The organism is Bradyrhizobium sp. USDA 3364 (assembly GCF_054056355.1).
Genome location: NZ_JBSRYG010000002.1, coordinates 5,829,204 through 5,841,305, shown reverse-complemented (window position 1 = coordinate 5,841,305; position 12,102 = coordinate 5,829,204). Strand labels below are relative to the sequence as shown.

Sequence of the window (12,102 nt, the reverse complement as noted above, 5' to 3'; positions counted from 1 at the left end):
ATCCGCCGAAGCGCTTGCGACGATACGCCACAATAATTGCGACACTGGGTCTCATGAAGACCAGGCGCGCTTGGGAGGACTTGATGGTTTCCAGCAATACTGCCGTCACACAAGCTCAACCTTCGTCCAGCGGCTTCCGCTGGCTGCAGCTCGTCATGGGCATCGTCTGCATGGCGATGATCGCGAACCTGCAGTACGGCTGGACGCTGTTCGTCGATCCGATCGACGGCGCGCATCACTGGGGCCGCGCATCGATCCAATTCGCCTTCACGATTTTCGTCGTGACCGAGACCTGGCTGGTGCCGATCGAAGCCTGGTTCGTCGACAAATACGGCCCGCGGCTCGTCATCATGTTCGGCGGCGTCATGATCGCGCTCGCCTGGGTGCTGAACTCCTATGCCGACTCGCTCGCCCTGCTTTACACCGCCGCCGTGTTCGGCGGCATCGGCGCGGGCGCGGTGTACGGCACCTGCGTCGGCAACGCGCTGAAGTGGTTCCCCGATCGCCGCGGCCTTGCCGCCGGCGCAACCGCGGCCGGATTCGGCGCCGGCGCTGCGCTCACCGTGGTGCCGATTGCAAAGATGATCGCCACCAGCGGCTATCAGACCGCGTTCTTCGATTTCGGCATCGGACAGGGATTGATCGTCTTCCTACTCGCCTTCTTCATCCAGCCGCCCGCGGTCTCGATCCCGCCGAAGAAGAAGCAGCTCAACCTGCCGCAGACCAAGATCGACTTCACGCCGCCGCAGGTGCTGCGCAGCCCGATCTTCTGGGTCATGTATCTGGTGTTCGTGATGGTCGCATCCGGCGGCCTGATGGCGGCGGCGCAGATCGCACCGATCGCGCACGACTACAAGATTGCCACGACGCCGGTCACGCTCGCCGGCTTCCAGATGGCCGCGCTGACCTTCGCGATTTCGCTCGACCGCATCTTCGACGGTTTCGGACGGCCGTTCTTCGGCTGGGTCTCCGACAATATCGGCCGCGAGCACACCATGTTCATCGCGTTCGGCACCGGCGCGCTGATGCTGCTGACGCTCTCGACCTGGGGCCATAACCCGCTGGTGTTCGTGCTGGCGACCGCGGTCTATTTCGGCGTGTTCGGCGAGATCTACTCGCTGTTCCCGGCGACCTGCGGCGACACATTCGGCTCGAAATTCGCGACCACCAACAACGGCATGCTCTACACCGCGAAGGGCACCGCCGCGCTGCTGGTGCCGGCCGCCAGCATCGTTGCCGCCAGCTACGGCTGGCAGGCGGTGTTCGTGATCGCGGTCGCGCTCAATGCCACCGCGGCGCTGATGGCGCTGCTCGTGATCAAGCCGATGCGCCGCGCGTTCATCAATGGCAACGAAGCGGCCGCCGCCGCAGCCGAGACCGCGACGAGCGCCAAGACCGCCTGATCAAGGACGGCCTGATCAGGACGGCCTGGCCCGAACTCTCCCCTGGACTGCCGGAGGCGCACCTCGGTGCGCCTCTTTCTTTTGGTCAGGACACCGTCACCCATCAGGGATACCAGATACCAGTGCACTTGAAACGATTGCTTGGCGTCACCATTGACGGCCGCTCACAATCGGCCGAAACGTCAGCAAACCTGCCTATTTAAGCTGTTTCCCGATGGTAGATTCCTCAGACGGCCCGTTGACAATTGGTATCTTGTATACCAGACTTGGTGCCAACGATAAACCCCAAGGAGGTTGCCATGCAAGTCGGAGATATCCTGCGCAAGAAGACCCCTCGCGTTGCCACGGTTCGCATGAACGAGACGGTGGCGATCGCCGCGCAATTGATGCGCGCCAGCAATATCAGCGCGCTCGTGGTCAAGGATGTCGTTCGCACCGAAGGCAACACCGCCGTCGGCATGTTCACCGAGCGCGACGTGGTGCGCGCGATTGCCGAGCACGGCGCGGCCGGCGCCGGCATGAAGGTGTCGCAGTTCGTCTCGGTGCAGCAGCTGGTGTCGTGCACATCGAGCGACACGCTCGAGCACATCCGTCATCTCATGACCAAGCACCATATTCGCCACGTGCCTGTCATCGACAATTACAGCCTGATCGGCGTCGTCAGCATGCGCGACATCGCGGCCGCGTTCGACGAGGAAACCGCCGCGGCGCGCAAGGAAGCCGTGCCGGCGTAACATGCGCCAGCCACCGTCATTGCGAGGAGCTCGCGACAAAATTGCAAGGCAATTTTGCGCTGAAGCGACGAAGCAATCCATCGCTCCGCAAGCGGCGAAATGGATTGCTTCGCGGAGCTTGTCATCCGGCGGCGCTTCCGCCGACCGGCTGGCTCGCAATGACGTGGATGGAAGTGCGCACCGGTCCGCGCGCCTGAGCAGTTGACCGAAACTCCCTGCCCCACCTTCGCCTGACCTCCGCGCCCCGTCATTTCCGCATGGGCACGCCGCAGGTCACCGGTAGACATTTGCCGGACAGGACTGCATCCTTCCCTCGACATCCAAAAACAACACCGTGCGCGGCCGTCCGCGTCGCGGAAAATTCTGATGGAAACGAGGGCAGAATGATCAAGACACGTTTCACCGAGATGTTCGGCGTCGACCACCCGATCGTGCAGGGCGGCATGCAATGGGTGGGACGCGCGGAGCTGGTGGCGGCCGTCGCCAATGCCGGCGCGCTCGGCATGATCACCGCGCTGACGCAGCCGACGCCGGACGATCTGCGCAAGGAGATCGCGCGCTGCCGCGAGCTGACCGACAAGCCGTTCGGCGTGAACCTGACCATCCTGCCCGCGATCAAGCCGCCGCCCTACGCCGAGTATCGCCAGGCCATCATCGAGAGCGGCATCAAGATCGTCGAGACCGCCGGCAACAAGCCGCAGGAGCATGTCGACGAGTTCAAGAAGCACGGCATCAAGGTGCTGCACAAATGCACCAGCGTGCGCCACGCGCTGTCCGCCGAGCGGATGGGCGCCGACGCGATCTCGATCGACGGCTTTGAATGCGCCGGACATCCCGGCGAGGACGACACGCCCGGCCTGATCCTGATCCCGGCGGCCGCCGACAAGGTCAAGATCCCGATGATCGCCTCGGGCGGCTTCGGCGATGCCCGCGGCCTCGTCGCCGCACTCGCGCTCGGCGCCGAAGGCATCAACATGGGCACGCGCTTCATGTGCACCAAGGAAAGCCCGATCCACCAGCTCGTGAAGGAGCGCATCGTCGCCAATGACGAGCGCGAGACCGAGCTGATCTTCCGCACCATGCGCAACACCTCGCGCGTCGCCAGGAATGCGATCTCGACCAAGGTCGTGCAGATGGAGAAGGAAGGCGCCAAGTTCGAGGACGTCCGCGAGCTGGTCGCCGGCGCCCGCGGCAAGATGGTCTACGCGACCGGCGATGCCGACGAAGGCATCTGGTCGGCCGGCCAGGTGCAGGGCCTGATCCACGACATCCCATCCTGCGCCGAGCTCATCTCGCGCATCGTCCACGAGGCGGAAGCGATCATCCGCGAGCGGCTCGAGGCGATGATGTCCGGCGCCAAGCGCCAGGCTGCGGAGTAGCCGGCCGGGAGCAGGAAGTTTCGTCCGTCGGCCTGAGGTGCTCGCGAAGCGAGCCTCGAAGGGCGACGGCCGCCAGCCGGGCCGCGCATCCTTCGAGGGCCGCTGAAGAAGCGGCCAGCTCAGGATGACGGGACTAGAGTCATCTCGCGTTTGACGACACAAACGAGAACCAGACCATGATGCGCTACCTTCGCATCATGATATCTTCGGGACAGCCGGCGAGAGTTAGCATGCGTCTCCTCAAGGCAGCCGTTGCGGTCATCCTCTGCCTGTCGGCCGCGTGCGCACACGCGGCCGGTCTCCGGCTCATCAAGGTGAAGGCGGATGGCGCCGAACCGCTGCAGATTGCGGTGTGGTCGCCCTGCGCCGCTCCCGCGGGCGAGGTGAAGCTGGCGACGACGACGCTGCCGGGAACGGCGGATTGCCCTGTGGTCGGTGAGAAGCTGCCGCTGATCCTGATCTCGCACGGCTTCGGCGGCAGCTTCACCGGACATCACGATACCGCCGAGACGCTGGCGGATGCCGGCTTCGTCGTGGTCGCTATCAACCATCCCGTCGATAGCGGCGCCGGCGACATGACCCGGGCCGATACGCTGGCCGCGCTTGTCGAGCGCTCAGCCGACATCAAACGGGCGATCGACTACATGCTCGACGCATGGCCGGACCGCACTAGGCTCGATCCCGGCAAGATCGGTTTCTTCGGCTTCTCGCGCGGCGGCTACACCGGCCTCGTCGTCGCCGGCGCCAATCCTGATATCCGCAAGGCCACCGCCTTCTGCGACGTGCCCTATCGCAAGCCGAGTTGCGAGGAATTGCAACGCAACGAAATCCCGGCGCAGGCTGTCGTGCATGACCCGCGCGTGAAGGCGATGGTGCTTGCCGATCCGGCATTCGCTCCGTTGTTCGATCGCTATGCCCTGAGGGGTGTAACGATCCCGACCCAGCTCTGGGCCTCGGAGCTCAGCGGCGAAGACACGATCACCGAGATCAATCCCGGCTACGTCGCGGCGATCAACGAGAGCCTGCCGATCAAGACCGACTATCATGTGGTCCGCAATGCCGGGCACTTCGTGTTCCTGGTGCCCTGCTCTGCAACGCTGGCGGCCAAGCGGCCAAAGATCTGCACGGACCGGCCGGGCTTCGACCGCGTTGCGTTCCACAAGGAGTTGAACGCCGACATCCTCGCCTTCTTCCGCGAGCAGCTGGACGTGCATCAGCCCTGACATCAGATCAACAACAGCGCGACGTGCCAAAAAACTTTGACCCAAGGTACGTCTCGGCCAACACAGCTGGAGAGAACCAGATGGCAGCCCAAATGAAAGCCTACGTGTACGGAGCCAATGGCCCTGAGATCACCGACGTCGCCAAGCCCGCGCCGAAGGGCCAGCAGGTGCTGGTCAAGGTTCATGCCTGCGGGCTGAACCGGGCCGATCTCGGCATGACCAAAGGCCACGCCCACGGCGCGGCCGGGGGCGTCGGCACCGTACTCGGCATGGAATGGGCCGGCGAAGTCGCCGAGCTCGGCCCCGACGCGAAGGGCGTCAAGGTCGGCGACAAGATCATGGGCTCCGGTGCTGCTGCGTTCGCCGAATACACGCTCGCCGATCACGGCCGTCTGTTCCGCTCACCATCGAACATGAATTTCGACGAGGCCGCAACGCTACCCGTCGCGCTCGCCACCATGCACAACGCCGTCGTCACCAACGGCGCGCTGCAAGCGGGCCAGACCGTGCTGATCCAGGGCGCGAGCTCCGGCGTCGGCCTGATGGCGATGCAGATCGCAAAGCTGAAGGGCGCGAAGCTCGTCGTGGGTTCGTCGACCGACGCGATGCGCCGCGGCCGCTTGACGGAATTCGGCGCCGATCTCGCGGTGGATTCCAAGGATCCCGGCTGGGTCGATCAGGTGTTGCAGGCGACATCAGGCGAAGGCGTCGATCTGATCGTCGATCAGGTCTCCGGATCGATAGCGAACCAGAATCTGAAGGCGACCAAGGTCAAGGGCCGCATCGTCAATGTCGGCCGGCTCGGCGGCACCCATGGCGACTTCAACTTCGACCTGCACGCGGCGCGCCGCATCCAGTATATCGGCGTCACCTTCCGCACCCGCACGATCGAGGAGATCCGCGAGATCTTCGACGAGGTGCGCAAGGACATCTGGCCCGCGGTCGAGGCGCGCAAGCTGCAGCTGCCGATCGACCGGGTCTACAAATTCGCCGACATCGGCAAGGCGTTCGAACACATGGAAGCCAACAAGCACCTCGGCAAGATCGTGGTGACGCTGTAGCGACGGTGCGTCTGGCGGATTGGCCAACGGGTCCGCGCAAAGCGCGGCCCGGCTAATCCGTCCTACGTGCTTCCAGAAGAGCTGTGGCTCTTTCTCGTGCGACGTTCAGCCGACCGGTCCGGGGACCCAATAATCCCCCGCGAGCGGTCTAACCTTTACGTCGCTAATGACTCCGAGCTCCAGGCTCGGATCGAAATAGCGCATCGTCCGCTCATTGAGGTCAATGATGCGGCCAGGCCTCAGCGGCCCCACATCATTTATCTTGACGATGACCTTCTTGCCTGCAGCCTCGACCAGGGCATATTTCGGCCTCGCACCAAATTCGACCCCACCAAACTTCTGACGCAGGCTTGTCTTGATGGCAGCCGCCCAGACCCAGCGATCATAGCGTTCGCCGGAGGCTGTGCTCGGACCGCCCTCCTCCTTGCCGGGCTTGAACGGATTGTACATGGATGCCGCGCCAACGATTGCATCCCCACACGCGGCATTGACGACGTCTCTTGAATGAACCGCACCGATTTCACTTCCAGCAGCAGAGCCAAAAATGGCGAACGCAACCACGGCGCCGCAAACTGCGGCGCTCGAGCCGAACAGCATCATCACTCCTCGATTGATTTTTGATCGTTCGGTTCCCGATTCCGCAAACGTGGTCGAGCGAACGTGGAGGCGTTAACTCGGGCCAGTTCTTTGCGGATTCGTGCCAATTCCGGCGACGGAACCATTGTGGGAACCAAAGCGGTCCCACACAGTGTTTTTAGTTCTCGCCCGGTTAAGACAGAGATTGCGTCAGCAACATGACTGAACAGAACTTCTTCGACGGCGCGTGAAGGGTGACTCGGCGTCACTTTCCGCACGAGGCGCCGTTGCCGGATCAGATTCGATGATCACCACATCGACGGCTACCAGTCGTCGTAGAGCCACTCCCTTGGCGGCATTCGAGGTGGCGCCCTCGCGTAGGGCGGCTCATAGGTCCGCTGGGGCTTGCGCGGGGCCGGAGCCGGCGGCGCCGCAGGCGCTGACGTCTTCTGCTCGGAAACCTTCTGCTCGGAGACCTTCGCGAGCGCCCGCTTCAATTCCTCCTGGCTTGCCTTGAGCTCCTCGATGGCTTTGGAGCTCTCGCGGGCGGCTTGTTGCTGGTCCGCCTTGAGCTGTTCGATGTTTCGCTGCACGTTCGCGAGATCGCGCGCGATGGTTTGCAGCAGCCCGGCTTGATCGGGAAGCGCCGCGGGAGCCGGTGGCGCGTTGTCCTGCGCTGCTTTCGGCGCGGCGTCCTGCGTTGCGGGCGAAGGCGCGGGCGTCGGTTGCGGTGGTGCGGTCTCGGCCGCGGCAATTTGAACGGCAGATGGAGTGCGCTGCGCGGGAAGCGGCGGATCATCCGGCGGCAATGATCGAGCTGAAGCGAGCTGCGGCGCCCAGCGGGCGACAACCAGCTTGGCTCTCGCGCCATAGGACGACTGCGAAGCCAGGACAGCGACAATGATGCATGCCGCCAGTGACAGGGCGGCAAGGGCGCGGAAAGCCGGCCTTCCGGACGACGATTGCGGGCTGCGTTCGAGCGCGGCAGCAGGTCCGGACGAAGCAGCAGCGCCCGACGAAGCAGCAGGTTCGACCGAGGGCGGGACAGGTTCAGCCGACGGTGGGGGCGCCGCGTCGCGCTCCATCCTCGCAAGCCGCTCGCTCAGGCGTGTGAGCTCTTCATCGGCGCGGACGATCTGCTTGTGGGCTTCCGCCAGCCGTTCATCGGCGCTCGCGGCCGGCCCCTCACCAGGTTCACCTGCATTCGGAGTGGGTGTGGAGCTCATTGGCGTGTCCCTCTTCCGTCCAATGTCATCCAAGACTGCCGTCTCGGTTATCCGTCAGGTCGATCAGCGCCCAGCACCCCGTTCAGTCTCGCCCAAGTGATCGTATGATAGCGCGCTTGGCGTCTCGTGATAAGCAGGATCGTCGTCTTGCGGCGATGATGACTGTTGCCCATTCGACACGACGGGCAACTCGGCAAAACGTGTCAATCCCTCGCGCCAAAAATATTTCGCTTTATCAGAAATGCGAGGGCGGTGACCAGCAGGAGATGACACCGGAAACAGGTACGCAATAACGCCGCGTCGTATCGCCGAGAACCATCCTCATCGTCGTCCTGGCGAAAGCCAGGACCCATCACCTCGAATGCGAGTCATGACGCGATGCAGTTGCTACAGCTCACCTCAGCAACACAACCCTGTGGTCATGGCTCCTGGCTTTCGCCAGGACGACGGTCTCGCACAGTGCACATCTTGAGATTCGGAATAGTTCGCAACAACTCCACTCCCGAGACGCGCTCTTGCAAGTGAGTTGCGCTTGCGCATGGCGAACGACGCGCGACACTTGATGTTCACAGTTGGCCTGCTAAACCGCCGCCCATGAGCCCTTCAAACACCAGCGCACCCTCCACCAAGACATCCGTCGCCGCGATCTCGATCCTTGCCAGCGGCAGCATGGCCCTGGCGAAGTTCATCGTCGGCATCGCAATCGGCTCGCTGGCGCTGATATCAGAGGCGCTGCACTCGTCGATCGACCTGGTCGCCACCATCATCACCTGGGCGGTGGTGCGGGTGTCGGACCAGCCGGCCGACGCCGAGCATCACTACGGCCACGGCAAGTTCGAGAGCGTCTCGGCGCTCTTCATCATCGCCCTGCTCTACGTGTTGGCCGGCGGCATCCTGGTGCAGGCCTACAGCCATCTGCGCGAGGGCGCCCCGCCGCCGTCGATCTCGGCCATTCCCTTCATCGTCCTCGTCGTCGATATCGGCGTCAATCTGTGGCGCGCCCGCGCGCTGCATCGCGCCGCGCGCGACACCAAGAGCCAGGCGCTGGCCGCCGACGCGCTGCATTTCGCCTCCGACGTGATGGGCTCGACCGCCGTCATTGTCGGCCTCGTGCTGGCGGGCTTCGGCTTCTGGTGGGGTGACGCCGCTGCCGCGATCGCGGTCGCGGTGATGATCGCCTTGCTCGGCCTGCGCATGGCGCGGGAGACGGTCGAGACCCTGCTCGACCGCGCGCCCGAAGGCGCATTGGAAAAGGCCACCGCCGCCATCAAGGCGGTGCCTGGGGTGGTCGACGTCGACCGGCTGCGGGTCCGCATGGTCGGCGCAACGCATTTCATCGACGCCATCGCCAAGGTGCCGCGCACCTACCCGATTGACCGCGTCGAGGACATCAAGCGCCGGGCCCAGCAGGCGATGACCAAGACGTTCGGCGACGCCGACCTCACCTTCACCGCGGTGCCGGTGGCGCGCGACAATGAGAGCGTGCGCGAGCGCATCATGGTGATCGCGCGCAATTCCGGCCTCGCCATCCACCATGTTACCGTTCACGATATCGGCGGCAAGCTGATCGTCGGCATCGACCTCGAGCTCGACAGCGACATGGCGCTGGACGCCGCGCACGACATCGCCCACCAGCTCGAGCGCGCGATCCGCGAGGATTTCGGCGAGGACGTCGAGGTCGACACCCACATCGAGCCGCTCGAGCCAGAATTGCCATGGGGAACCGACGCCGCGCCCGACCGCGTCGAGGCCATCAAGACCGCGCTGACCGGATTTGCCGATGGCGGCGCGATCCATGACATCCACAATGTGCGGGTCCGCAACACCGACGCCGGCGAGGTCGTCAACTTCCATTGCCGCGCTGCGCCATCGATGAGTGTGATCAAGGTGCACGAAAGCGTCGACGAGATTGAACGCAAACTGCGTCGCACATTCCCCACGGTGAAGCGTGTGATCAGTCACGCAGAACCGGCGCGCGCGTAATTCTACGGAGCCGTTCCTGTTTCGGACTCACTTTGAGTCCACCGATTCTGCTTTGGGCAAGAATTATTTCGCATTAACGAATCGTTGACTCTCGACAGTCCCGGAAATCTGGATTCAAATGATCATGATTCGGATGCATCGTGGGGAGCATCCGAACTGGGTAAAAATCAGCTTAGAGCGGGGGTCTCAAGCATGGCGCGCGCGCATGCAGCGAACGCGTGCGTCCAATCCGATTCGATCAAGGGATTGGCGCAGTCGATCGCGAAACCGGCCTATCACAGGCTCTTGACGGCCGAGCCTGCACTGCGCCGCGCCGTGCCTACCCTCATCATCGCCTTCCTCATCACGATCTGCCTCGGCGCCTTCGTCCAGGTAATCGACCAGAACCGGCAGAAGCGCGGCGCGATGAAGCGCGACCTTGCCGCGCTCTCCGACATCCTCGCCGAACGTCTCGACCGGCTGACCTCGGTGCGCCGCGAGCGCCTCGCCAATATCGAGCGGATACAGGAGCTGCTGCCGGACCTGATCCCGTCCTGGGGCATCGCCTACGGCCGCCACGTCATCATCACCAGCGCCGATCATCGCGTGCTGGCGCGCGTGCCGATCGACGGCAGCGGCGAGACCGACCGCGTCCTCGACATCGTCTCCACCGCGCAGCTCCTGATCGCACCGGGCCAGCAGGGCACGGTCAACGACATGACGCTGCCGAACGGCACCGGCGCGCTGGCGATCTCGCAGCTCGTCAAGTCGCTCCCCGGCCAGGTCGTCGTGATCCAGGAGATGAACGAGCCGATCTGGGGATCCGACGCCGCGCTCTCGGTGACGCTGTCGGCGACCACGAGCTTCGTGGTGCTGATCCTCGGCTTCGCGTTCCACTGGCAATCGACCCGTGCCCGCGAGGGCGACCTGATCAACGACGCCGTGCGCGGCCGGATCGACACCGCGCTCAATCGCGGCCGCTGCGGCTTGTGGGACTGGGACCTGTCGCGTGGCCGGATCTTCTGGTCGCAGTCGATGTTCACCCTGCTCGGGCTCGATAGCCGCAACGACCTGCTCACCTTCGGCGAGGTCAACGCGCTGGTGAATTCCGACGACATCAACCTGTTCGACATCGCCGACCAGCTGATCTCGAACAAGATTCATCACATCGACCAGAGCTTCCGCATGCGCCATGTCGGCGGCCACTGGATCTGGCTGCGCGTGCGCTGCGAGCTCAGCCACGCCGCCGCCGACGGCGGCCTGCACCTGATCGGAATCGCGGTCGACATCACCGAACAGAAGAGCCTCGCCGAGAAGTCGGTTGAAGCCGACCTCCGGCTGCGCGACGCGATCGAGACCATTCCGGAGGCCTTCGTGCTCTGGGATGCCGATGACCGCCTCGTGCTCTGCAACTCGCACTTCCAGCGGCTACACAAGCTGCCGGATACCGCCGTCAGCCCCGGCACTTCCTATGAGACCGTGATCGAGGTCGGCAGTATGCCGGAGGTACGCACCCGCCTGCACGAGAGCGGCGTGCCGGCGCCGGGCGCCCGCACCTTCGAGGCCCAGCTCGACGACGGCAGCTGGCTGCACATCAGCGAGCGCCGCACCAAGGACGGCGGCTACGTCTCGGTCGGCACCGACATCACCCGCATCAAGGCGCACGAGCAGAAGCTGGTCGACAACGATCTGCGCCTGCGCGCCACCGTGATCGATCTGCAGCGCTCGCAAGCCGAGCTGGAGCGGCAGGCGGTCGAACTCGCCGACCTCGCCGAAAAATATTCGCAGGAGAAGACCCGCGCCGAGGACGCCAACGCCGCGAAGTCCAAGTTCCTCGCCAATATGAGCCACGAGCTGCGCACGCCGCTCAACGCCATCATCGGCTTCTCCGAGATCATGGGCTCTGGCCTGTTCGGAACGCTCGGCTCGGACAAGTATGCGGAGTACTGCCACGACATCCTGACCTCGGGGAAATACTTGCTCGAGGTCATCAACGACATTCTCGACATGTCGAAGATCGAGGCCGGCCGCATGAAGTTCGACATGGAGCCGCTCGACCTCTCCGGCATCCTCGCGGAATCGCTCCGCGTCGTCTCCGGCCGCGCCGAGCACAAGGGGCTGTCGCTGGAGTCGGATATCGAAAGCACGATCTCGGTCGTCGCCGACCGCCGCTCGGTCAAGCAGATCATCGTCAACCTGCTCTCCAACGCCGTGAAGTTCACGCCCGACAATGGTCGCGTGCTGGTGCGCGGCCAGATGCTGGACGACTCGATCGTGCTGCTGATCGCCGACAGCGGCATCGGCATCGCACCAGAATCGCTGCGGCGGCTCGGCAAGCCGTTCGAGCAGGTCGAGAGCCAGCTCACCAAGAGCTACCAAGGCTCCGGCCTCGGACTTGCGATCGCACGCTCGCTCACCAATCTGCACGGCGGCTCGATGAAGCTGCGGTCCAAGCTCGGCGTCGGCACCGTGGTCCGCGTCACGCTGCCCCGCGATCCGCGGCCCCTGCAAACCAGGCTTCCGGAGGCGGCCTGAGCC

9 protein-coding genes are annotated in these 12,102 nt (G+C 64.2%); 7 read left to right on the top strand and 2 right to left on the bottom strand.

All coding sequences use genetic code 11. The features are described 5' to 3' along the window. Nucleotides 1-83 precede the first annotated feature (83 nt). From oxlT to ACVILL_RS27370, 5 genes are all read left to right on the top strand, one after another. Nucleotides 84-1,403 (top strand): oxalate/formate MFS antiporter, encoded by a 1,320-nt coding sequence (oxlT, locus tag ACVILL_RS27390; RefSeq protein ID WP_456731893.1) that lies wholly within the window; start codon nt 84-86, stop codon nt 1,401-1,403. Nucleotides 1,404-1,702: 299 nt separating this feature from the next. Continuing rightward, nucleotides 1,703-2,137: a CBS domain-containing protein gene (locus ACVILL_RS27385; protein WP_456731892.1), complete on the top strand. Its 435-nt coding sequence runs from the start codon at nt 1,703-1,705 to the stop codon at nt 2,135-2,137. Nucleotides 2,138-2,520: 383 nt separating this feature from the next. Then, on the top strand, nt 2,521-3,516 hold the full coding sequence (locus tag ACVILL_RS27380; RefSeq protein ID WP_456731891.1) for an NAD(P)H-dependent flavin oxidoreductase: 996 nt from the start codon (nt 2,521-2,523) through the stop codon (nt 3,514-3,516). Between the two features lie 230 nt (nt 3,517-3,746). Further along, the gene (locus ACVILL_RS27375) at nt 3,747-4,739 is read left to right on the top strand and encodes an alpha/beta hydrolase family protein (protein WP_456731890.1); all 993 of its coding nucleotides are present in this window, start codon (nt 3,747-3,749) and stop codon (nt 4,737-4,739) included. Nucleotides 4,740-4,831: 92 nt separating this feature from the next. Further along, on the top strand, nt 4,832-5,800 hold the full coding sequence (locus ACVILL_RS27370) for a zinc-binding dehydrogenase (protein WP_456734375.1): 969 nt from the start codon (nt 4,832-4,834) through the stop codon (nt 5,798-5,800). Nucleotides 5,801-5,905: 105 nt separating this feature from the next. Here ACVILL_RS27370 and ACVILL_RS27365 read toward each other — a convergent pair whose 3' ends face one another. Both ACVILL_RS27365 and ACVILL_RS27360 read right to left on the bottom strand, forming a co-directional pair. Continuing rightward, nucleotides 5,906-6,400, bottom strand: coding sequence for an RlpA-like double-psi beta-barrel domain-containing protein (locus tag ACVILL_RS27365; protein WP_456731889.1), 495 nt, complete (start codon nt 6,398-6,400; stop codon nt 5,906-5,908). Between the two features lie 299 nt (nt 6,401-6,699). After that, nucleotides 6,700-7,602, bottom strand: a complete 903-nt coding sequence (locus tag ACVILL_RS27360; RefSeq protein WP_456731888.1) for a hypothetical protein — start codon at nt 7,600-7,602, stop codon at nt 6,700-6,702. 594 nt (nt 7,603-8,196) lie between these two features. On the opposite strand from ACVILL_RS27360, the gene ACVILL_RS27355 reads away from it, so the two are divergent. Next, nucleotides 8,197-9,585 (top strand): cation diffusion facilitator family transporter, encoded by a 1,389-nt coding sequence (locus ACVILL_RS27355; RefSeq protein ID WP_456731887.1) that lies wholly within the window; start codon nt 8,197-8,199, stop codon nt 9,583-9,585. Nucleotides 9,586-9,777: 192 nt separating this feature from the next. Continuing rightward, complete coding sequence (locus tag ACVILL_RS27350; RefSeq protein WP_456731886.1) at nt 9,778-12,099, top strand: ATP-binding protein; 2,322 nt, start codon at nt 9,778-9,780, stop codon at nt 12,097-12,099. Nucleotides 12,100-12,102 lie beyond the last annotated feature (3 nt).

What these genes read in the sequence shown, in the direction of transcription:
- oxlT (WP_456731893.1), top strand. Translation starts at nt 84, where the DNA reads ATGGTTTCCAGCAATACTGCCGTCACACAAGCTCAACCTTCGTCCAGC.
- ACVILL_RS27350 (WP_456731886.1), top strand. Translation starts at nt 9,778, where the DNA reads ATGGCGCGCGCGCATGCAGCGAACGCGTGCGTCCAATCCGATTCGATC.
- ACVILL_RS27370 (WP_456734375.1), top strand. Translation starts at nt 4,832, where the DNA reads ATGAAAGCCTACGTGTACGGAGCCAATGGCCCTGAGATCACCGACGTC.
- ACVILL_RS27375 (WP_456731890.1), top strand. Translation starts at nt 3,747, where the DNA reads ATGCGTCTCCTCAAGGCAGCCGTTGCGGTCATCCTCTGCCTGTCGGCC.
- ACVILL_RS27365 (WP_456731889.1), bottom strand. Translation starts at nt 6,400, where the DNA reads ATGATGCTGTTCGGCTCGAGCGCCGCAGTTTGCGGCGCCGTGGTTGCG.
- ACVILL_RS27385 (WP_456731892.1), top strand. Translation starts at nt 1,703, where the DNA reads ATGCAAGTCGGAGATATCCTGCGCAAGAAGACCCCTCGCGTTGCCACG.
- ACVILL_RS27380 (WP_456731891.1), top strand. Translation starts at nt 2,521, where the DNA reads ATGATCAAGACACGTTTCACCGAGATGTTCGGCGTCGACCACCCGATC.
- ACVILL_RS27355 (WP_456731887.1), top strand. Translation starts at nt 8,197, where the DNA reads ATGAGCCCTTCAAACACCAGCGCACCCTCCACCAAGACATCCGTCGCC.
- ACVILL_RS27360 (WP_456731888.1), bottom strand. Translation starts at nt 7,602, where the DNA reads ATGAGCTCCACACCCACTCCGAATGCAGGTGAACCTGGTGAGGGGCCG.